Source organism: Microbacterium schleiferi, from assembly GCF_015565955.1.
Lineage (GTDB): Bacteria > Actinomycetota > Actinomycetes > Actinomycetales > Microbacteriaceae > Microbacterium > Microbacterium schleiferi_A.
In genome coordinates, this window is record NZ_CP064760.1 from 1,858,690 (window position 1) to 1,878,579 (window position 19,890).

The 19,890-nt window shown below is 67.2% G+C and carries 19 protein-coding genes and 1 pseudogene; 7 read left to right on the top strand and 13 right to left on the bottom strand.

Annotated elements, in window-relative coordinates; genetic code table 11:
• Positions 1-55: 55 nt before the first annotated feature.
• Positions 56-652, top strand: a complete 597-nt coding sequence (locus IT882_RS08895) for a DUF2202 domain-containing protein (protein ID WP_195691591.1) — start codon at positions 56-58, stop codon at positions 650-652.
• Between the two features lie 28 nt (positions 653-680).
• Here IT882_RS08895 and gatB read toward each other — a convergent pair whose 3' ends face one another.
• The 4 genes and pseudogenes from gatB to IT882_RS08915 form a co-directional block, all read right to left on the bottom strand.
• Positions 681-2,213, bottom strand: coding sequence for an Asp-tRNA(Asn)/Glu-tRNA(Gln) amidotransferase subunit GatB (gene gatB / locus IT882_RS08900; protein ID WP_195691592.1), 1,533 nt, complete (start codon positions 2,211-2,213; stop codon positions 681-683).
• Positions 2,213-3,736 (bottom strand): Asp-tRNA(Asn)/Glu-tRNA(Gln) amidotransferase subunit GatA, encoded by a 1,524-nt coding sequence (gene gatA, locus IT882_RS08905; RefSeq protein ID WP_195691593.1) that lies wholly within the window; start codon positions 3,734-3,736, stop codon positions 2,213-2,215. The genes gatB and gatA overlap by 1 nt, the downstream gene beginning before the upstream one ends.
• Positions 3,733-4,031, bottom strand: a pseudogene (gene gatC / locus IT882_RS08910) (Asp-tRNA(Asn)/Glu-tRNA(Gln) amidotransferase subunit GatC). The gene gatA and the pseudogene gatC overlap by 4 nt, the downstream one beginning before the upstream one ends.
• A 77-nt stretch (positions 4,032-4,108) precedes the next feature.
• A complete protein-coding gene (locus tag IT882_RS08915; RefSeq protein ID WP_195691594.1) occupies positions 4,109-4,612 on the bottom strand; it encodes a hypothetical protein in 504 nt (167 codons plus the stop codon).
• A gap of 86 nt (positions 4,613-4,698) precedes the next feature.
• On the opposite strand from IT882_RS08915, the gene IT882_RS08920 reads away from it, so the two are divergent.
• Complete coding sequence (locus IT882_RS08920) at positions 4,699-5,265, top strand: TetR/AcrR family transcriptional regulator (RefSeq protein ID WP_195691595.1); 567 nt, start codon at positions 4,699-4,701, stop codon at positions 5,263-5,265.
• Positions 5,266-5,316: 51 nt separating this feature from the next.
• Positions 5,317-7,017, top strand: coding sequence for a long-chain-fatty-acid--CoA ligase (locus tag IT882_RS08925; protein ID WP_195694233.1), 1,701 nt, complete (start codon positions 5,317-5,319; stop codon positions 7,015-7,017).
• Here IT882_RS08925 and IT882_RS08930 read toward each other — a convergent pair whose 3' ends face one another.
• The 5 genes from IT882_RS08930 to IT882_RS16915 all read right to left on the bottom strand — a co-directional run bounded on the left by IT882_RS08930 (position 7,018) and on the right by IT882_RS16915 (position 8,889).
• Positions 7,018-7,407: a type II toxin-antitoxin system death-on-curing family toxin gene (locus IT882_RS08930; protein ID WP_195691596.1), complete on the bottom strand. Its 390-nt coding sequence runs from the start codon at positions 7,405-7,407 to the stop codon at positions 7,018-7,020.
• Positions 7,404-7,607 carry a hypothetical protein gene (locus tag IT882_RS08935; protein WP_195691597.1) on the bottom strand — a complete coding sequence of 68 codons (204 nt, stop codon included), beginning with the start codon at positions 7,605-7,607 and terminating at the stop codon, positions 7,404-7,406. Before IT882_RS08935 ends, IT882_RS08930 begins: the two co-directional genes overlap by 4 nt.
• A 175-nt stretch (positions 7,608-7,782) precedes the next feature.
• Positions 7,783-8,244: a DUF6176 family protein gene (locus IT882_RS08940; RefSeq protein WP_324253863.1), complete on the bottom strand. Its 462-nt coding sequence runs from the start codon at positions 8,242-8,244 to the stop codon at positions 7,783-7,785.
• Positions 8,138-8,500, bottom strand: a complete 363-nt coding sequence (locus IT882_RS16910; protein ID WP_324253864.1) for a tyrosine-protein phosphatase — start codon at positions 8,498-8,500, stop codon at positions 8,138-8,140. The genes IT882_RS08940 and IT882_RS16910 overlap by 107 nt, the downstream gene beginning before the upstream one ends.
• Positions 8,455-8,889 (bottom strand): tyrosine-protein phosphatase, encoded by a 435-nt coding sequence (locus IT882_RS16915; RefSeq protein ID WP_267490520.1) that lies wholly within the window; start codon positions 8,887-8,889, stop codon positions 8,455-8,457. Before IT882_RS16915 ends, IT882_RS16910 begins: the two co-directional genes overlap by 46 nt.
• Positions 8,890-8,942: 53 nt before the next feature.
• Between IT882_RS16915 and IT882_RS08950 the strand changes: the two genes are divergently transcribed.
• On the top strand, positions 8,943-9,926 hold the full coding sequence (locus IT882_RS08950) for a DUF2332 domain-containing protein (protein ID WP_195691599.1): 984 nt from the start codon (positions 8,943-8,945) through the stop codon (positions 9,924-9,926).
• Between the two features lie 88 nt (positions 9,927-10,014).
• Here the strand turns inward: IT882_RS08950 and IT882_RS08955 are convergent, their stop codons facing one another.
• A complete protein-coding gene (locus IT882_RS08955; protein WP_195691600.1) occupies positions 10,015-10,533 on the bottom strand; it encodes a GNAT family N-acetyltransferase in 519 nt (172 codons plus the stop codon).
• A gap of 483 nt (positions 10,534-11,016) precedes the next feature.
• Here IT882_RS08955 and IT882_RS08960 point away from each other — a divergent pair, with 483 nt between their 5' ends.
• Positions 11,017-12,231 (top strand): HNH endonuclease signature motif containing protein, encoded by a 1,215-nt coding sequence (locus tag IT882_RS08960; RefSeq protein ID WP_229382017.1) that lies wholly within the window; start codon positions 11,017-11,019, stop codon positions 12,229-12,231.
• 96 nt (positions 12,232-12,327) lie between these two features.
• A complete protein-coding gene (locus tag IT882_RS16445; RefSeq protein WP_229382018.1) occupies positions 12,328-12,618 on the top strand; it encodes a GNAT family N-acetyltransferase in 291 nt (96 codons plus the stop codon).
• Between the two features lie 289 nt (positions 12,619-12,907).
• On the opposite strand, the gene ligA is transcribed toward IT882_RS16445, so the two are convergent.
• From ligA to IT882_RS08980, 3 genes are all read right to left on the bottom strand, one after another.
• Complete coding sequence (gene ligA / locus IT882_RS08970; RefSeq protein WP_195694235.1) at positions 12,908-15,199, bottom strand: NAD-dependent DNA ligase LigA; 2,292 nt, start codon at positions 15,197-15,199, stop codon at positions 12,908-12,910.
• A gap of 71 nt (positions 15,200-15,270) precedes the next feature.
• Positions 15,271-16,368 (bottom strand): tRNA 2-thiouridine(34) synthase MnmA, encoded by a 1,098-nt coding sequence (mnmA, locus tag IT882_RS08975; protein ID WP_195691601.1) that lies wholly within the window; start codon positions 16,366-16,368, stop codon positions 15,271-15,273.
• A gap of 9 nt (positions 16,369-16,377) precedes the next feature.
• Entirely contained in the window at positions 16,378-17,565 is a 1,188-nt protein-coding gene (locus IT882_RS08980; protein ID WP_195691602.1) for a cysteine desulfurase family protein, read from the bottom strand.
• A gap of 92 nt (positions 17,566-17,657) precedes the next feature.
• Between IT882_RS08980 and glgX the strand changes: the two genes are divergently transcribed.
• Positions 17,658-19,760 (top strand): glycogen debranching protein GlgX, encoded by a 2,103-nt coding sequence (gene glgX, locus IT882_RS08985; protein WP_195691603.1) that lies wholly within the window; start codon positions 17,658-17,660, stop codon positions 19,758-19,760.
• Positions 19,761-19,890: the final 130 nt, after the last annotated feature.

A 19,890-nucleotide genomic window follows, 5' to 3' on the forward strand; every position in this document is an offset into this window, starting at 1 on the left:
GAATCACGCAATACCCTCGGGGGTATAGAGAAGCTCGAATCCGAAGGAGAGCGCTGTGATCACCTCAACCCGCGTCCTGCCCCTCGCCGTGGCGACGGCCGGCCTGCTCGCCACAGGCCTGACGGGATGCGCCGCGGCATCCTCGCCGATAGTGAATGTCGAGACGTCCGCGGGTCTGGCAGATACCATCACGCTCGAACCGAGCGAACCGCCGACGCCCGACGAAGCCACTCCGACAGACCTCGAGGCGCAACTGCTGTATCTGATCGAAGAAGAGAAGCTCGCGCACGACGTCTACAGCGTGCTCGGCGACCTGTGGGGCGGCAACATCTTCGCAAACATCGCCGCCTCCGAACTCTCGCACCAGGACGCTGTCGCAGGCCTGCTCGTCGACCACGCGATCACCGACCCGCGCTCTGATGACATCGGCGTCTTCACCGACCCCCAGCTGCAGGCCCTCTTTGATCAGCTCGTCGCCGACGGATCGGCATCCCGCGACGCCGCCATCGACGTCGGTGTCGTCATCGAGCAGACCGACATCGCTGACCTCACCGAAGCACTCTCCGACGCGCCAGAGGATGTCGCCAGCGTCCTGGAACGCCTGCTCGCCGGCTCACAGAACCACCTCGCGGCGTTCACTCGACAAGCCTGACCCCCGCGCCGAGGGTGTGAGGCTCAGGTCACGACTGCGAAGCGCGCTCGAGGATCAGCTCGCGGACGCGCACAGCGTCAGCCTGCCCCTTCATCGCCTTCATGACCGCGCCGATGATGGCGCCCGCCGCCTGCACCTTGCCGTCGCGAATCTTCTCCATGACGTCGGGCTGGGAGGCGAGGGCCTCATCGATCGCGGCGATGAGCGCCCCGTCGTCTGAGACGACAGCGAGGCCGCGAGCGTCGACAACCTCTTGAGGCGTGCCCTCGCCGGCGATGACACCCTCCAGTACCTGCCGGGCGAGCTTGTCGGTCAGGGTTCCGGCATCCACCAGCCCCTGCAGCGCTGCCACGTGGGCCGGTGAGACGAGTTCGCTCGCCTCGCGGTCCTGTGCGTTCGCGATGCGGGCGATCTCACCGGTCCACCACTTGCGGGCAGCGGCGGGGGACGCGCCCGCCGCAATCGTCGCTTCGACCTCGGCGAGGATGCCGCCATTGGCGACATCCTGGAACTCGAGATCGGTGAAACCCCACTCGGTCTTCAGGCGCCGACGTCGGGCTGCGGGGGGCTCGGGGAGAGCCGCGCGCAACGATTCGATCAGGTCGCTCGAGGGCTCCACAGGCAGCAGGTCCGGCTCGGGGAAGTACCGGTAGTCGTCGGCATCCGACTTCGGACGGCCGGGAGAGGTCGTGCCGGTGTCTTCGTGCCAGTGACGGGTCTCTTGCGTGATCGTGCCACCCGCCGCCAGGATCGCGGCCTGGCGCTGGATCTCGTGGCGCACGGCGCGCTCGACCGAACGCATGGAGTTCACGTTCTTGGTCTCGGTGCGGGTGCCCAGCGGTGCCGGCGGCTCACCGGCCGCCGCGCGGGGCCGCAGCGACACGTTCGCGTCACACCGGAGGTTGCCGCGTTCCAGACGAGCTTCGGAGATCCCCAGCGCCAGCACGATGTCGCGGATCGTCTGCACGTACGCCTTGGCGATCTCGGGCGCGCGGTGCTCGGCTCCGTAGATCGGCTTCGTGACGATCTCGACGAGGGGCACACCCGCGCGGTTGTAGTCGACGAGCGAGTACTCGGCGCCCTGGATGCGGCCGGTCGAGCCTCCCATGTGGGTCAGCTTTCCGGCATCCTCCTCCATGTGCGCGCGCTCGATCGGAACCTCGACGATCGTGCCATCGGCCAGCTCGACATCGACGGCGCCCTCGAAGGCGATCGGTTCGTCGTACTGCGAGATCTGATAGTTCTTGCCGAGGTCGGGGTAGAAGTAGTTCTTGCGGGCGAACCGGCTCGAGGGCGCGATCGAGCAGCCGAGAGCCAGGCCCAGACTGATAGAAAAGCGCACCGCGGTCTCGTTGACGACCGGAAGCGCGCCCGGAAGACCCATGTCGACGGGAGCGACAAGCGTGTTCGGCTCCGCAGCGTGGTTGGACGCGTGGGCGGGGTTGCCCGCCGGCGAGAACATCTTGGTTTCGGTGTTCAGCTCGACGTGCACCTCGAACCCGAGCACCGGCTCGAACATCTCGAGAGCCTTGTCAAAGTCCATGAGCTTCGCGGTAGCCATCAGGCACGCCCTCCCGTCGCCGCACCCAGCACGGGGGCCCGATCAAGCAACGGACCACCCCATTCCTCGAGCAGCAGCGCCTCGAGGGCCGCCCCGACGCGGTAGAGACGCGCATCCTGTCGCGCTGGAGCAAGGAACTGGATGCCGACCGGCAGCCCGTCGTCGACAGAAAGACCCGAGGGCAGCGAGATTCCCGGCACGCCGGCGAGGTTCGCGGGGATCGTCGCGACATCGTTGAGGTACATCTGCATCGGGTCGTCGATCTTCTCGCCGAGGCGGAACGCCGTGGTGGGTGCTGTGGGGGTGGCGATGACGTCGACCTGCGCGAACGCCTGATCGAAGTCCTGCTGAATGAGCGTGCGCACCTTCTGGGCCGACCCGTAGTACGCGTCGTAGTAGCCCGCACTCAGGGCGTAGGTACCGAGGATGATGCGACGCTTGACCTCGTCGCCGAATCCGGCCTCGCGCGTGGCTGCCATGACATCCTCGACGGTTCCGCCGGGCACGTCGACGCGCAGGCCGAAGCGCACCGAGTCGAACTTCGCGAGGTTGCTGGAGGCTTCGGCAGGGAGGATCAGGTAGTACGCGGCGACGCCGTACTCGAAGTGGGGAGCGCTGATCTCGACGATCTCGGCCCCCTGCGCTTCCATCCGGGCAAGCGCCGCGCGGAACGACTCCGACACGCCGCTCTGGAAGCCGCTGTCGGGAAGTTCCCGGATGACACCGACACGCAGACCCTTCAGCACATCACCGCGGGCACCCTCGCGTGCGGCATCCGCGAACGACGGCCAATCGTCGGCGAGAGAGGTGGAATCGTGCGGGTCGTGCCCGCCGATGACGTCGTGCAGCAGACCCGCATCGAGGACCGTACGGGTGACCGGACCGACCTGGTCGAGGCTCGATGCCAGGGCAATCGCCCCGAAGCGGCTCACTCCGCCGTACGTCGGTTTGAGGCCGACAGTTCCGGTGACGTGGGCAGGCTGACGAATCGACCCGCCGGTGTCGGAGCCGAGCGCGAGCGGCGCCTCGAACGCTGCCACGGCGGCCGCGGAGCCGCCACCCGAGCCCCCGGGGATCCGGTCGAGATCCCACGGGTTGTGCGTCGGCCCGTACGCGGAGTGCTCGGTGGACGAGCCCATCGCGAACTCATCCATGTTCGTCTTGCCGAGCGGAACGAGTCCGGCAGCTCGCGAACGCGCAACGACCGTCGCGTCGTAGGGCGACAGGTACCCGTCGAGAATGCGGGATCCGCTCGTCGAGGGCATATCGGTGGTGACCAGCACGTCCTTGATGGCGAGCGGCACCCCCGCGAGTTCGTGAAGATCGTCGCCCGCTGCACGCCGGGCGTCGATGTCGGCCGCGACCTCGAGGGCGTGGTCGCTGACGTGGAGGAAAGCGTGGATGTCGGCATCCACCGCCGCGATCCGGTCGAGATGGGCGCGGGTGGCTTCAACGCTCGAGATCTCCCGTGACGCGAGGGAGGATGCCAGCTCGGCGGCGGTCAAGCGGGTCAGATCTGTCACTGCTCTTCTCCCAGGATCGCGGTCACGCGGAAACGGCCGTCTGCGGCATCCGGGCGTTCTGCAGCACCTGCTCGGGCGTGAGCATGTCGCCGGGAAGGTCAGCGCGGAACACGTTGTGCAGGGCGATCGGATGACTCGTCGCTGGCACCTCGGGCGTCGCGACCTGAGACACCTTGGCGATGTTGTCGACGATCGCGTCGAGCTGTCCGGTGAGGCGGCCCACCTCCTCGTCACTCAGGCGGATTCGGGCGAGCACACCGAGATGGCGCACGAGATCGGGGGTGATTTCAGACACCGCACCATTCTAGGTGCGCTGTCTGATGCCACCCTCGCGCCCCCGATCGGCGAGACAGCGCAATCCCGAGGCCTGCCTCACGCAGCGGTGGTCGCCACACGCCGCGCGGCTGAGCTCCGAACGGGCACGGTTGCCACCACCGCCCCGGCGACGAAGACGAGCTGCGCGATCGTCCGTGGCACCAGCGGCGTCGATGGCGCGGCGGGGTTGTCGACGCCCGCCGCCGCCACGATGTTGGCAGGGAACATCGCAATCAGAAGCACGATGGCTGCAAGCGCGGCCCACCGCCGGGTCCTCGGGACGAGCAATCCCCCGGCGATGACGATCTCGATGACCCCCGTGGCCGTCACCACCAGATCAGGGGCCGGAACAAAGTCGGGAACGATCGCGATGAGCCCCGACCGCTGCGGCTCGACGAAGTGCGTGACGCTCGCGAAGAGGAGGACCGCAGCGACGCCGGCTCCCGCCGCAGCAGGCCACGACGACCAGGGGCGGGCGCGGTCGACGCCGCGTGTGGTGAGAAACCACGCGCCAACGCGGACGAGCAGCGTCACGAGAACGAGAGGGATGAGAAGTGTCATGGTGTGAGCCTTTCGCGAGACAATCTTGTTGCTGACTAGATTGAACGACAGTCGCTATCTTGTCAATGTCTAGTTAGACTTCAGGCATGGCGAACTATCACCACGGCGATCTCCGACGCGAGCTCCTGGCGGAGGCTGCGCGCATCGCGGCCGAGTCGGGCCCCGATGCCTTGACCTTGCGGGAGCTTGCCCGCCGCGCCGGAGTGAGTCATGCCGCCCCCGTGCACCACTTCCCCACCCGACGCGACCTCATGACCGCGCTGGCCGAAGAGGGATTCACATCCTTGAGTGAGACACTCTCGAGCACCGGGGGCGATATCTACGAGCACGGTGTGACGTACGTCACCTGGGCGCTGGAGCACCCCGGTCATTACGCGGTGATGTGGACGCCCCGACTCACCGATGAGCAGCACCCCGGTCTTGCCGCAGCCCGGGTTGCTACCTGGCGGATCCTCGAAGAATCGGTTTCTCGCGCCCGTGGCGGAAACGCGGACGAGGCCGACGAGAGCACCGCACGCGAGTCGGCGTATGCGGCCTTCGCGATCGTGCACGGACTGGCCGGAATCTGGCTCAGCGGAGCGACACCCGTGCCGCCGGATGTCGACGCACGGGCCCGAGAGATCGTGGGTCACCTGACGTTCGGGCACCGCTGACACGCGTGGGCCTCCAACGGCGCCCGATCGCACCTCTAGGCTGGGGCCGTGATGCCGTACGACCCGCCTCGCCCCTGGATCGCCAGCTATGCCGAGGGGGTGCCGGAGGATCTTGAGCCTGTCAGCGGCTCTCTCGTCGACATCGTGGCGACATCCGCTCGTGACTATCCCGATGCACCCGCGCTGCAGTTCTTCGGGCGCACCACGAGCTACCGCTCCCTCGACGAACAGATTCAGCGCGCCGCTGCCGCCCTGCACGCTCACGGTGTGCGCCCCGGGGACCCGGTTGCCATCGTGCTGCCGAACTGCCCACAGCACATCGTCGCGTTCTACGCGATTCTGCGCCTGGGCGCCGTGGTGGTCGAACACAACCCGCTCTACACGCCCCGAGAACTGCGCAAGCAGTTCGAAGACCACGGAGCCAAGCACGCGATTGTCTGGAGCAAGGTCGTGCGCACCGTGCAGGAGTTCCCGCGCGACCTGCGCGTGAAGACCCTGATTTCGGTCGATCTCATCACGGCGATGCCTTGGACGATGCAGCTCGCGCTCAAGTTGCCGATCGCGAAGGCACGGGAGTCCCGTGCGGCTTTGACCGAGCGCGTCACCGGGGCGATCAGCTGGGATCAGGTCGTACGCCACGAGCCGCTACCCGCCACGCATCCGACGCCCGGCACCGATGATCTCGCCCTCATTCAGTACACGAGCGGCACGACAGGCTCACCCAAGGGCGCGTCGCTGACCCACCGGAACCTGCTCGCGAATGCCGCACAGGCGCAGGCGTGGGTCCCAACGATTCACCGCGGCGAAGGATGCGTCGTGTACGCGGTGCTTCCGATGTTCCACGCCTACGGACTGACGCTGTGCCTCACGTTCGCGATGTCGATGGGCGCACGCCTCGTGCTGTTCCCGCGGTTCGACCCCGACATGGTGCTGGAGGTGACGAAGAAGCACCCGGCGACCTTCCTGCCGCTGGTGCCGCCGATCGCCGACCGCCTCCTGACGGAGTCGCGGCGCACCGGGATATCTCTGGAGGGAACCGGCATCGCGATCTCCGGTGCGATGGCACTGCCCCACGAGCTCGTTGTGCCGTTCGAAGCCGAGACCGGCGGATACCTCGTCGAAGGCTATGGACTCAGCGAGTGCTCCCCCGTGCTGATGGCCAATCCGGTTGCCGAGAACCGCGTTCCCGGAACCGTCGGGTTGCCGCTACCGGGCACCGAGTGCCGCGTCGTCGATCCTGACAACCCCAGCGTGGATGTCTCCCCCGGCGAGCGCGGGGAGCTCATCGTCCGCGGCCCCCAGGTCTTCTCGGGCTACTACGGCCGGCCCGAGGAGACCGAGGAGGTCTTCGTTGACGGCTGGTTCCGTACCGGTGACATCGTCACGATCGACGACACCGGGTTCGTGCGCATCGTCGATCGCATCAAGGAACTCATCATCACGGGTGGGTTCAACGTCGCGCCCACGGAAGTGGAGGCCGTGCTGCGCCAGCATCCGGCCATTGCCGACGTCGCCGTCGTCGGACTCCCGTCCGAGCACTCGGGCGAGGAAGTCGTCGCCGCGATCGTTCTCGATCCCAGCGTGGAGGACATCGACGAGACAGCAATCCGAGACTTCGCACGCAGCATCCTGACGCCCTACAAGGTGCCGCGGCGCATCTTCGTCGTCGACGAGCTCCCGAAGTCGCTGATCGGCAAGGTGCTGCGCCGGCAGGTCCGCACGAAGCTGCTGGAGCTGTCGGGCGAGGACTGATTAGCGATCCTGCCCGTCGAGCGAGAGTCGTGTCGAACGCTCCTCAATCCACCGCACGACATCATCGAAGGGGAGTTGATTGCTCGCGACGGCGCGAACGAACACATCGCCATCGGGCACCGTCGCAGCTGTGAGATGTTCCCCGTTGAGCGCGAGAAAAGCCTTGGCGACGATCCACGAGAGCCGCTTGTTTCCATCAGACAACGGATGATCACGGTTGATGGCGATCATGAGAGCCGCCGCCTTGCTGTGGGGACTCTCGTAGACCTCCTCCCCGAAGACTGGCAGCGGTGCGGCCAGCGCGGACAGCAGGAGATTCCTGTCACGCAGATGGAATCCCATCGATGCGACGAGTTCCTCTACATCGACCGGTTCGAGATAGTCCGTCACCGCGAGAGCGCGTCGAGGAGCGCAGCGTCCTCGTCCACAATCCGGTCGAAGATCGCTTTCGTCCTCGTGCTCTTCTCGGCTCGCGCCGCCCTCTCCTCAATGGCGAGCTTGACGATCTCCGTCTTGGTGCGCCTCTCTTGCGCAGCCATCGCTTCAAGCAACTCCTCGTGGGCCGCATCCAACCTCAGGTTCATCGCCATGGGTGCTCCAATCCGGAATCTCTGACGCCATGGTACCAGTCGGTACCTGGAGGCCGACGGTGCGGACCCCAGCACGTGAGCTCTTGCCCCGCGGTACTGTCCGGACCGATCCAGAGTGGCTCGCCTATCCTCAGACCGCGGATCCGTGCGCAGCAGTCCCGCAGGAGCCCTTCTGCTAAGGGGCATTCACGTACAGGTCCAACAGTATGCGCGCGTCCGCCGGGCCATCATCGGCGGCCCGTATCACGGCACGATGCTCCGCATCAGTCGGGCGGTCGGATGCATCGGCAACGGACAGCGAACGATTCCTGTTGTCGGTCTGCATCGCATAGATGAGCACGGGGCCGTCGGCCGTGTCGATCAACATCGCGGTCTCGTGGTCGACACCTTCGGTAGCGAGCGACTCCAGCGCTTCCGAACGCCGCGGACCGTCGACGCTCTGCAACCACTCGACGACTCGGTCGCGATGATCAGGCCGTACACGGCGAGCAACCAGATGAATTACGACAAGAGGATAGGCGACGGCCGGTTCACGAGTGCAAGCCCTCCGGCGGCACATGTGCATCCTCCGTGAACTCGATGGAGCCCCGCCACGTCGTGATCGACCGTCGTGTGGCCTCGTTAGTGCCAGCCACATCGAACCACCGATGAACATCGAGGTTCTCGAACATCTCGGCAAACGCGGTCTCCGGCGTATGCCCCCACCGTCGTGTTACCTCCCGCCGCAGCTCGGCGTGAAAGCTGCGACCGTGCAGCGACTCGAGGTCGGCGACGTTCACGAAGGATTGCAAGTAATCCGCTGTCGCGTCAGGCGCGGGCACGTCCGCAGCTCGCAGGAGAAATGCGCTCACGAGCCCGGTACGGTCCCATCCAGCAGCGCAATGAAACAGCACTCCCCGGGTTCAGCGTCAGCGATTGCGCTCAAGACGCCGGCCATCCGGTGCGGGAGCGACTCAAGGTGGCTGAGGTAGTACAGCGGCGTCGCCCACCGCCCATCCGCCTCGACCGGCTCCCAGAACTCTCGCTCATCGCCGTCGAGATCCACGCGCACGTGCGCGATGTCGGGCGGCACAGCACTGGATGCCTCGTCCGGCCGACGGAGGTCGACGACGGTCGCAACGCCGTGCTCCCGCAACCGATCCCAACCCGCTGGTGCGACGCTGTCGAGGTTCTCCGATCGGAAGAAGACCCCGGTCGGAGTCAGCGAACCGTCGCGTCGGGGTAACCCACCCAGATCCCGGGCATTCGCGAGCCCCTCGACCTGGAGCGATCGTTGCGCCATCCGGCACTTCTGCCCCGTACGGGCCGTCAGGATGTCCGCGCTATCGTCGCGGGATGACTCAGTCGCTTGCTGACGGATACCGACGGTTCGCCGAGGTGGAAGCTGCCGGCGTTTCGGAGACCTATACCCAGTGGGCTCTGGGAGCCGCCGAAGACCGCGACCTGCTAGCGCTGATCGCCGCGCTGCCGCGGGGGAAGCGCCAGCCGAATCTCGTGTTCGCAGCGGCGCGGTTCTGCGGCGCGCCGAACACGACGTACGACATGTTCCGAGACTGGCTTGTCGAGCAGTGGGCGGAGGTCGTGCCCGTCATCATGAGCCGCTCGACACAAACAAATGAAGCCGCCCGGTGCGCTGTGCTCCTTCCGGTTCTGGAGCAGCTGCCTGGGCCTCTCACATTGATCGAGGCCGGCGCGGCGGCGGGCCTCGTTCTTTACCCCGATCGCTACAGCTACCGCTACACCGTGAACGGCGCGAGATCTGTACGCATCGACCCGCCCGAGGGCCCAAGTAGCGTACAGATCCCCTGCACAATCGATGCAGCCAGCGTGCCGACGAGGATTCCCGAGATTGCATGGCGTGCCGGTGTCGACCTGAATCCGATCGATCTCTCCGACAGCGATCAGCGTGACTGGCTCGAAACGCTCGTCTGGCCGGAGCATGCCGAGCGTCGCGAGCGCCTGCACCGCGCGGCGAACATCGTGGCCGCCGATCCTCCCCACCTTGTCGCCGGCGACATTGTCGACAGGGTTCCTGATCTGGTCGCCGAAGCCCCGCCCGGTTCCCACATCGTCGTCTTCCACAGCGCCGTGCTTGCGTATCTCGACGACGATCATCGAGCTGCGTTCGTCGAAATGATCCGCTCACTCGCGGACGTCACGTGGTTGAGCAACGAAGGGGCTCAGGTGCTCCCGTTCATCACTGAGCAGGTCGACGAAGAGATCCGAGGGCGCACAATCGTGGCTCGGGATGGGAAGCCCCTTGCTCTCGTCGGTCCGCACGGTCAGAGCTTCGATCGGTTGGGCACTGGGTTTCGCTAGCACCCGATCTCGTGCGTACGTCGACCTCCCAGCCGGTCAAGGGCTTCGTCCTCACCGCCACCGCAAACGACCGCTCGCTGCCGCGACGCTAACTACGGCGCCTCACCATCCGCACGGTCGGCACAGCAGCGCCCGCCATCCGCAGTTCGCGTGTGGCGCCGTCTCGTTCGAACCCGTTTCGCCGATAGAACGCTTCGGCTCGGGGATTCTCCTTGAGCATCCACAGATAGGCCGGATGATCACCAATCGCTGCGTCGAGCAGCCTCTGCCCGGCGCCCGAGCCGTGTACCGCCTGCAGAAGGTAAATGCCCTCGAGTTCGCGCGTGGCCGGTCGGTCGTGATCTCGGCCATCGCTTGACGTGGCCCAGCCAACGATGTCTTCCCCGGCTTCGGCAACGTACACGTCCGTGACGTTGTCCTCGATAATCGCCGCCCACCGTGGTACGCGAGGTTCCACCGCCAGAGCGGCAAGGGCATCCGCCGGAAGCTGACCCGCATAGGCTTCACGCCAGGCCTGAACATGCACGATGGCTATGCCTCGAGCGTCATCTCGCTCGGCTGCGCGCACATGGATCCCAGTTTCCGGACGCTCAGTTCCCAGCTGCATCAGCCCATCGTGCCAGTCCCACTCGTGTACCGGCGACGTCCTCGAGACGGAGGCTGCGTCGCCTGTCTTATTGCGGGGAAGCCGGACAGCGCGGTCCTGCACCGCGATATCCGTCAACGGCGTCAATGTCGGAGCCCCCTTCTAGAGTTGGTACCAACAGGAAATCGCACACGTGCCCACTTCGTGCGAGACGGATGCCGCGGCTGCGGTCCGATCGGAGATAGTCATGGGGCACGACGCGAACGCTACGGGCGTCGGTTGGCGTGCTTTGGACGAGCTCGTCACCGAACTTGTGGACGCACACCGGGCGGTAGCGGAGGCGCAGGCGCGCGAAGCGCGACTGTTTGCTGCGGCACTGGATCTGGCGCTGGAACGTGCTGCCGAACAGCAAGCCGCCGGACTGCGACGCCCCAGTCAGGCTGACCTCCCCTGCGGGAGGTCGCAGCCGAGATCGCCGCCGCGCTCCGGCTCAGCGACCGGACCGTGCAGCGGCGCATGGGCGAAGCATCCACCACCGTCACCGACTACCCCGACGTGCTCGCCTCCTGGGAACGCGGATCAATCGACGCCGCCCACGTCACGGCGATCCTCGACGGCGGCACCGGCATCGACCCCGACCTGCGACCTATCTACGAGACCCACGTCATGGCTGCCGCCGAGACCGAAACCGCCGGGCGCATGAAGAGCATCGCCCGGATCATCGCGACCCGTGTTGACCCTGAAGCCGCAGCGAGGCGCCAGGCCGCCGCCACAGCAGACCGGCACATCCGAGTCATCGACCTCCCCGACGACATGGCGCGACTCATCGCCGACCTCCCCGCAACCCTGACCTACGCGATCTACGACCGCCTCACCCGCATGGCCACGGACCTACCGAGTGTTCCCAATGCCGCCTCGCCAGGCACCTCCCTTGCCGACGGGTCGGAGCCGGATGTTCAGACCGATCCGAGCCTCGATGCGCAGCCCACGAAACGGGCATGTAATCGGGACGCAGTGCCTCCCCGCGATGAGCCGCGCGACGGGAACGTGGTACGCCTGACCACCGGCCCGTCAGGAGACGCCAGTGGCGACGAGCATCACCCCACCACGACAACGGAGCACCCCATCGACACCAGAACGATGGATCAGAAACGCGCCGACCTTCTGGCCGACCTGCTGCTGGCAGGGACACCCGTGGCGCACGGTGCAGGCCTCGACGCCATCCGCGGCGAAGTGGCCATCACCGTACCCGTCCTCACACTCGCCGGGGTCGGGTCTCAGCCGGCGCTCCTCGCTGGCTACGGGCCGATCGACGCCGAAACCGCCCGCCGCCTTACCGCGGACGCACCCGGCTGGGATCGCGTCATGACCGACCCCTACACCGGTGCCGTGCTCGGCGTCGACCGCTACCGCAAGAACAAAGACCTCGAACGATTCCTCAGGGCCCGAGACGAACGATGTCGGTGCCCCGGTTGTGTCAGGCTCGCCCGCGGATCTGATGTCGACCACACCATGGATGCCGCACGCGGCGGACCCACTGAGCACACCAATCTGGCTCACCTCTGCCGTCGACATCACACTCTCAAGCACGAAACGGCATGGCGGGTGAAGCAGTTGCCCGGCGGCATCCTGGAGTGGACCGGCCCCTCGGGTCGCACCTACAGAGACAGGCCACCCGCGGTTGTCACCTTCGTGCCAGACGAGACCGCGCCGTTCTGACAGACGACGAGGGTGGCACCAGTGGGACCGGCCGGTCAGGCGCGCTGTGACGAGAGCCCCTGACCTCACGGGTCTTGCTAGGCAAGGATGGTAGCGATGACCGTCGTTCTCCGTCCCTGGACCCGCGAGGATGCTCCCGCGCTCGTTGCGGCTGCGACCAGCACGCCGGATCTCGCCGCCCAGTTCGGCGGCGTGGCGTTGGACGGTCTCGAGGCGGCAAGAACCTTCGTCGACGAGTCACTGCGATTCGACGCGACGGTGAAGAACTGGGCAGTCGTCGACGATGGTGTCGCGGTGGGGAATATCGGAGCATCCGCAATCGAGTTTCGGCACGACAGCGCCTGGGTGTACTACTGGCTCGCCGCTGCGGCGCGCGGAAAGGGATAGATACGCCACGGGCGGCCTCCTCGCCGTCTCCGACTGGGCTTTCTACAGCGGTCTGTATCGACTCGAGCTCGGACACCGTGTCAACAACCCTGCCTCATGCCGGGTCGCCACCGCCGCCGGGTACCAGCGCGAAGGGATCGAGCGCGAGAAGCTCAGGTACGGCGACACCCGGTACGACGTCGAGACGCATGCGCGACTTGCGAGCGATCCCACCCCGCGCTCTCCCGCGCGGCCGCTACCTCTGGCCCTCTAGCCCTCTAGCCCTCTAGCCCTCTAGCCCGGGAGCGAACTACTCGCCCAACGCCTCGGGGCCTTGCTCGACGAGGATGCGGAACTGGGCCGCATCGATGACCCGGACACCAAGCTCCTCGGCCTTCGCGAGCTTCGAGCCGGCGCCCGGTCCCGCCGCCACAAAATCCGTCTTCTTCGACACGCTTGACGCCGCCTTGCCGCCGGCCGCGATGATCGCCTCCTGCGCACCCTCGCGCGTGTACCCCTCGAGGGTTCCCGTCGCCACGACAGTCACACCCTCGAGCACGCCGCCGTCGACGACCGCAGCACCAGGTCCCGGATGACCGGGAGTCGCCAGCTGCGCGCCGGCCGCAACCCAGCGCTCGACGATCTCGACGTGCCAATCAACCTCGAACCAGTCGATGATCGCATCCGCGATGATCGGGCCGACGCCCTCGACGGCGGCGAGTTCCTCGCGGGAGGCCGAGCGGATGGCGTCGATCGATCCGAACCACTGCGCCAGAGCCCGCGCGGCGACCGGTCCGACGTGACGGATGCTGAGCGCGACGAGGAACCGCCACAGTTCCTTTGTCTTCGCGCGCTCAACGTTCTCGAGCAGCTCGTAGGCTGCTGCCGAAAGGATGAAATCAGCATCCCCATCGAAAGGTCCGTCGGGATCGAAGGCGGGATCCGGACGCGACGCGGTCGGTGCGCGACCGTCGAGCGGAGCCTTGCGCTGACGCCGGAACGGACTGCGCGCATCCGGCGCTCCGTTGGCGTCTAGCCGAACGAGCCCCGTCTCGGCATCCCGCACCTCGACATCGATCGGAAAGAGGTCTTCGGCGCGCAGATCGAACAATCCCGCTTCGGTGACAAGTGGCGGCACCTCAGGCCGCAGCGGATGCGTGAGCGCAGCGGCCGACACCTCCCCGAGCCCCTCGATATCGAGAGCGCCGCGCGAACCGATGTGCTCGACACGGCCCCGCACCTGCGCCGGACAGGAGCGTGTGTTCGGGCACCGAAGATCGATATCGCCTTCCTTCGCAGGGGCAAGCGGCGACCCGCACTCGGGGCAGTGCGTCGGCATGACAAAAGCACGCTCGCTTCCGTCACGCAGCTCGACCACGGGCCCGAGAACCTCGGGAATCACGTCCCCGGCCTTGCGAATGACGATCGTGTCACCGATCAGGACACCCTTGGCTTTCACGACGTCCTGATTGTGCAGAGTCGCCTGCCGCACGACGCTGCCGGCGACGCGCGCTGGTTCCATGACCGCGAATGGCGTCGCGCGACCGGTGCGCCCGACCGATACGACGATGTCAAGGAGCTTCGTGTTGACCTGCTCGGGCGGGTACTTATAGGCGATCGCCCACCGTGGCGCGCGACTCGTGGCCCCCAGCTCATCGTGAAGTGCCAGCTCGTCGACCTTCACGACGACGCCATCGATCTCGTGCTCGACGTCATGGCGGTGCTCGCCGTAGTGACGGATGTAGTCGGCGGCGCCGTCCACAGACTCAGCGACCGTGAAGTACCGGCTCACCGGCAGCCCCCAGGACGCGAGCAGGTCATACACCGCGCTCTGCGCCGCCACCGGCGGGTTGGGCCACGCACCGATACCGTGCACCGTCAGGCGCAGGCGCGAGAGCCGCTCATGCATCGCAGCGAGCTGTCGCTCGTTCTTGCCCTCACGCTTTTGCCGGAGCGACCCGGATGCCGCATTCCGTGGATTCGCGAACAGCCGGTCGCCCACCGACTCCTGATACGCGTTCAGAGACTCGAAGTCAGCGACAGTGAAGAACACCTCGCCGCGCACCTCGACGAGCTCCGGATGCCCCGCCCCGCCAAGCGCCACCGGGATTCCGGCGACATCGCGAACATTCTCGGTGACATCCTCGCCGACACGGCCGTCGCCGCGCGTGGCTGCCGACACGAGTCTCCCGCGCTCGTAGCGCAACGAAAGCGCCAGCCCGTCGATCTTCAGCTCGCACAAGTAGTGCACGGGTGCGCCGACATCGCGCTGCACGCGCGCCGCCCAGGCGCGGAACTCCTCTTCGCTGAAGACGTTGTCGAGGCTCAGCATCCGTTCGGCGTGCTCGACGGGCGCGAACAGGGTGCCGGATGCCGCACCGACGGACAGGGTCGGTGAATCCTGGCCCTGAACCTCGGGGTGCAGCCGCTCGAGCACCTCGAGCCGGTGCATCCAGCCGTCGTAGGTGGCATCGTCGACGATGACCTCATCGCGCCCGTAGTACGCGTCTCGGGCATCCACGATGAGGTCGGTCAGGCGGGAAGCCTCAGCACGGGCATCATCCAGGCCGAGCCGCGCCAGCTCCGCGTCGTCGCTCGTCACGGATGCAGAGGAAGCGTCGTTCGTGGCCACGAGTGAAGTCTAGGCAGCAGCCCCGACATGCCGGCCGCAGCTCACGCCTCGACGGGAACGGCCGATCGCGTCCGATCGATCGTGAACTGACCGATCACCCGCGTGCCGTCGTAGAGCACGGCGGTCTGTCCGGTGGCCACGCCGTCCAACGGCTCCGCGGGAGTCACCACGACCTCGCCGTCCACGATCTCCGCCCCCGCGGGCACGGGATCGGCGTGGGCGCGGATCTGCACATCGCACGCAAAGGATGCCGCATCCGGCGCCCGGCCCGCCCAGCTCACCCGCGACCCGGCGATTTCTGCGGTTGCCAGCGCCTCCTTGGGGCCCACGACGACCGTGTTAGTCACGGGCCGGATCTCCAGGACGAACCGCGGCTTTCCGTCGGGTGCCGGGGTGCCGAGCGCGAGCCCGCGGCGCTGACCCACGGTGTAGGCGTGAGCTCCGTCGTGGGTTCCCACCTGGGCGCCGGAGCGATCGATGATGGGCCCCTCAGCGACGCCGACGCGCTCCGCGAGCCAGCCCTTCGTGTCACCGTCCGGGATGAAGCAGATGTCGTGGCTGTCGGGCTTGTGCGCCACCGTCAGTCCACGCTCCTCCGCCTCGGCTCGCACGACAGCCTTCGACGGCGTCGAGCCCAAGGGAAAGAGGCAATGCGCGAGCTGCTCGGCGTTGAGCACGCCCAGCACGTACGACTGGTCTTTCGCGGCATCCGACGCCCGGTGCAGCTCACGCCCGTGCGGTGTGTCGACGAGCGTCGCGTAGTGTCCGGTGCACACGGCATCGAAGCCGAGTTCGATCGCCCGCTCCAGGAGAGCCGCGAACTTGATCTTCTCGTTGCACCGCATGCACGGATTGGGTGTGCGTCCCGCACGATACTCGGCGACGAAGTCGTCGATGACCTCGTCACGGAACCGCTCCGAGAAGTCCCACACGTAGAACGGGATGCCGAGGCGATCGGCGGCGCGGCGAGCATCCATCGCGTCCTCGATCGTGCAGCAGCCGCGGCTGCCGGTCCGCAGCGTCCCCCCGGCACGCGAGAGCGCGAGGTGCACCCCGACAACGTCGTGGCCGGCATCCACGGCGCGCGCAGCGGCCACCGCGGAGTCGACTCCGCCACTCATCGCCGCCAGAACACGCATGCTTCCAGTCTACGAGCGGGCATCTGAACGGGACCCGGATGCCGCCCGCGCGCGGGCCACGGCATCCGGCAGCACCCGCAGCACCGCGTCGATGTCGGCATCCGTCGTCGACGTGCCCAGCGTGAAGCGGAGCACCTCTCGCGCCTCGCGGTCGCTTCGCCCCATGGCCGTCACGACGTGGGACGGCTCCGGAATACCGGCCTGACACGCGGAGCCCGTCGAGACCGACACTCCCGCCATATCGAGCAGGAACAGCAACGACTCCCCCGACGCGCCGGGAAACAGCACATGAGCGTTGCCGGGGAGTCGATCGACGGGGTCGCCCAGCAGCTCCGCGTTCGGAACCGTGGCGACAATCCCCGCGATCAGTCGGTCGCGCAGCGCCGACACACGCACCGACTCCGCGGCGAGTTCAGCGACGGCCAGCTCCGCGGCAACCGCGAACGCCGCCGCTCCGGCGATGTCCTGGGTCCCCGAGCGCAGCCCCCGCTGTTGCCCGCCGCCGTGCAGCAGCGGATCCAATCGAGCCGACCGCGCGACCACGAGCGCTCCGACGCCGATCGGACCACCGAGCTTGTGCGCAGAAACACTCACTGCCAGCAGTCCGGTCCCCGGTCGAGCAGCGCCCCGCAGAGCGGAAAAAGACACGGGCACATGGCCGAACGCGGAGATGGCGTCCAGGTGCAGCGGCACGCCAGCCGAGGCCGCGGCGAGCGCGAGATCTGCGACGGGATTGATCGTGCCCACCTCGTTATTCGCGATCAGCGCCGTCGCGAGAGCGGCCCCCGGAAGGGCCGCCGAGAAGTCAGCCTCCCGGATGCCGCCCGTTGGGGACAGCGGCACGCTTCGGATGACAGCGCCGTCGCGCGTGGCAAGCCACTCGATCGGATCGATCGATGCGTGGTGCTCGCCCTCTGGCAGCACGATCTCAGAGGTCCCCGCACGGCGGGTCCGCCACAGTCCCTTCAGGGCGAGGTTGACCGACTCGGTCCCGCCGGAGGTGATCACGATCTCGATCGGGTCGCACTGCAACGCTGCCGCGAGCCGCTCTCGCGCATCCTCCAACACGCGTCGCGCGCTCTGCCCGTCGGCGTGTATCGACGACGCATTGCCGACCACCGAGGCCGCGTCCAGCCACGCCTCGCGCGCCTCGGGACGCAGCGGTGTCGACGCCGCGTGGTCGAGGTAGATGCTCACGGACTCCACTGTGCCACTGACCCGCGCGTCCGGGGCGCCGAGAGCGGCCGAGGGCGCGTCTACTGCCCCTGCGCCGTCGTTATGCTCTACGCATGCCGATCCCCGAGTCAGCGGTGCTTTCGCGCGCCGAGACAGCACCCGCCGGCCTCCTGTCGCCGCGGTTCGATGACCTCGGCGTGCGGCTTCACGATGGTGGCGGCACACTGCGGGTCTGGTCGGCGCACGCATCCTCCATCGATCTCGTGATCTTCGATCGCGACGATCTGGATTGGGTCGTCGAGACCGTTGCGCTCTCGCGCGCCGACGGGGATATCTGGTCAGCGTTTTCAGCGGAGCTGCGCCCGGGAACGCACTACGCGATCCAGGTCGATGGACCGCAGGGGCCCGGGAACACGTTCAATCCGTCGACGCTGCTGATCGACCCCTACACGCGTGGTCTGGCATCCAACGGCTTCCGAGGATGGCGATCGGTGGTCGTGGCCGGCGATTTCGACTGGGGCGGGGTTTCCAAGCCCCTCATCCCCCTCGATCGGACGGTCCTCTACGAGGGGCACGTCAAGGGGATGACCAAGCGCCATCCCGAGATCCCGCCGGCCCTGCACGGCACGTATGCGGGACTCGCACACCCCGCGATGATCGAGCACTTCACCGCGCTCGGGATCACGAGCATCGAGCTGCTGCCGGTTCACCAGTTCGCGACGGAGCCGCGGCTGCTCGAGCTGGGGCTCACGAACTACTGGGGCTACAACACGGTGGGGTTCTTCGCCCCCCACGCGGCTTGGGCGACGGAGGCGAGTCGCCGACAGGGTCCTGAAGCGGTGCTCCGGGAGTTCAAGGGCATGGTCAAGCTCCTGCACGAGGCCGGCCTGGAGGTCATCCTCGACGTCGTCTACAACCACACGTCCGAGGCCGAACTCGGCGGACCGCGCTCGAGCTTCCGCGGGATCGACAACCGCAGCTACTACCGCCAGCATGCCAACGGCGCCTACATCGACGTCACCGGGTGCGGCAACAGCGTCGATACCGCCACGGATGCCGCGTCCCGCCTCGTGCTGGATTCGCTGCGCTACTGGGCGAACGATGTGCAGGTGGACGGATTCCGCTTCGACCTGGCCACGACGCTCGGCCGTGACGGCGATCACGTCTTCACGCCCGAGCATCCGCTGCTCCGAGCGATCATCGACGACCCTGCCCTGTCGCAGGTCAAGAAGATCGCCGAGCCCTGGGATGTCGGGATGGGAGGCTGGCAAACCGGCAGTTTCGGCCCGGGCTGGATGGAGTGGAACGATCGGTATCGGGACCGTGTGCGCAACTTCTGGCTGAGCGACGTCGACTACGGACGCCGCGCCGCGACCGCGCCCGTGGGAGTCGGCGGGTTCGCGACACGCCTCGCGGGATCCTCGAACACGTTCAGCGCTGAGCGGGGTCCGCTTGCCAGCGTGAACTTCGTCACGGCACACGACGGGTTCACCCTCCACGACCTGGTGTCGTACGACGTCAAGCACAACGCGGCAAACGGCGAGCACAATCGTGACGGCGCCGACACGAACCGGTCCTTCAACCACGGCGCTGAGGGCGAGACGGATGATCCGCTCATCCTCGCGACGCGCCGCCGCGCGATGCGCAATCTCCTGGGCACTCTCCTGCTCTCGGCTGGCGTCCCCATGATCACGGCCGGCGACGAGTTCGGTCGGACCCAGCACGGCAACAACAACGCCTACTGCCATGACAGTGCGCTGACGTGGTTGCCCTGGGAACACGCCCCCTGGCAGGAAGACCTGTTCGCGCACGTGCAGCGTCTGCTGAGCCTGCGCGCTGAGAACCCTGCCCTGCGTCCGAGCCGATTCGCGCGCGATGACCAGGAGACGCCTTCCGCGTCCGTCATGGACTGGTACGACGAGCGCGGCGAGATGATGTCGGGCGCGCGCTGGGCCGACCCCACGCACCGGACTCTGCAGTACCTCGCGACGTCGACCCCGGAGCTGGAGGCGCCCAACCGCACGCTGCTGGTCGTTCACGGAAACGAACGAGGCGTCACCGTGCACCTGCCCGCCGTGGACGGCGTCGCACGCTACCGATCGGTTTGGTCGAGCGAGGACGAGCATCCGTCACCGGAGGTCACCACTCACGAGCCCGGGTCGAGCGTCGAACTCGGACCGACCTCAATGCGCCTGTTCGTCGCCGACCCAGCCTGAGCGGGCTTCCCGGGGCGCATTGTTGCCGACAGCGCGGCGCCTGTCCACACCTGTGCCCCGTGGCAGTGGTCGGGGTAGGTTCGAACCGTGGCTACCAGCAGACGCTCCCCAGCTCCTCGCCCCTGGCGAA

Coding starts and splice junctions, on each gene's coding strand:
- gatB (WP_195691592.1), bottom strand. CDS start 2,213: ATGGCTACCGCGAAGCTCATGGACTTTGACAAGGCTCTCGAGATGTTC.
- IT882_RS08915 (WP_195691594.1), bottom strand. CDS start 4,612: ATGACACTTCTCATCCCTCTCGTTCTCGTGACGCTGCTCGTCCGCGTT.
- IT882_RS08920 (WP_195691595.1), top strand. CDS start 4,699: ATGGCGAACTATCACCACGGCGATCTCCGACGCGAGCTCCTGGCGGAG.
- IT882_RS08925 (WP_195694233.1), top strand. CDS start 5,317: ATGCCGTACGACCCGCCTCGCCCCTGGATCGCCAGCTATGCCGAGGGG.
- IT882_RS08935 (WP_195691597.1), bottom strand. CDS start 7,607: ATGGCGATGAACCTGAGGTTGGATGCGGCCCACGAGGAGTTGCTTGAA.
- IT882_RS08940 (WP_324253863.1), bottom strand. CDS start 8,244: ATGTGGCTGGCACTAACGAGGCCACACGACGGTCGATCACGACGTGGC.
- IT882_RS16915 (WP_267490520.1), bottom strand. CDS start 8,889: ATGGCGCAACGATCGCTCCAGGTCGAGGGGCTCGCGAATGCCCGGGAT.
- IT882_RS08950 (WP_195691599.1), top strand. CDS start 8,943: ATGACTCAGTCGCTTGCTGACGGATACCGACGGTTCGCCGAGGTGGAA.
- IT882_RS08955 (WP_195691600.1), bottom strand. CDS start 10,533: ATGCAGCTGGGAACTGAGCGTCCGGAAACTGGGATCCATGTGCGCGCA.
- IT882_RS16445 (WP_229382018.1), top strand. CDS start 12,328: ATGACCGTCGTTCTCCGTCCCTGGACCCGCGAGGATGCTCCCGCGCTC.
- mnmA (WP_195691601.1), bottom strand. CDS start 16,368: ATGCGTGTTCTGGCGGCGATGAGTGGCGGAGTCGACTCCGCGGTGGCC.
- glgX (WP_195691603.1), top strand. CDS start 17,658: ATGCCGATCCCCGAGTCAGCGGTGCTTTCGCGCGCCGAGACAGCACCC.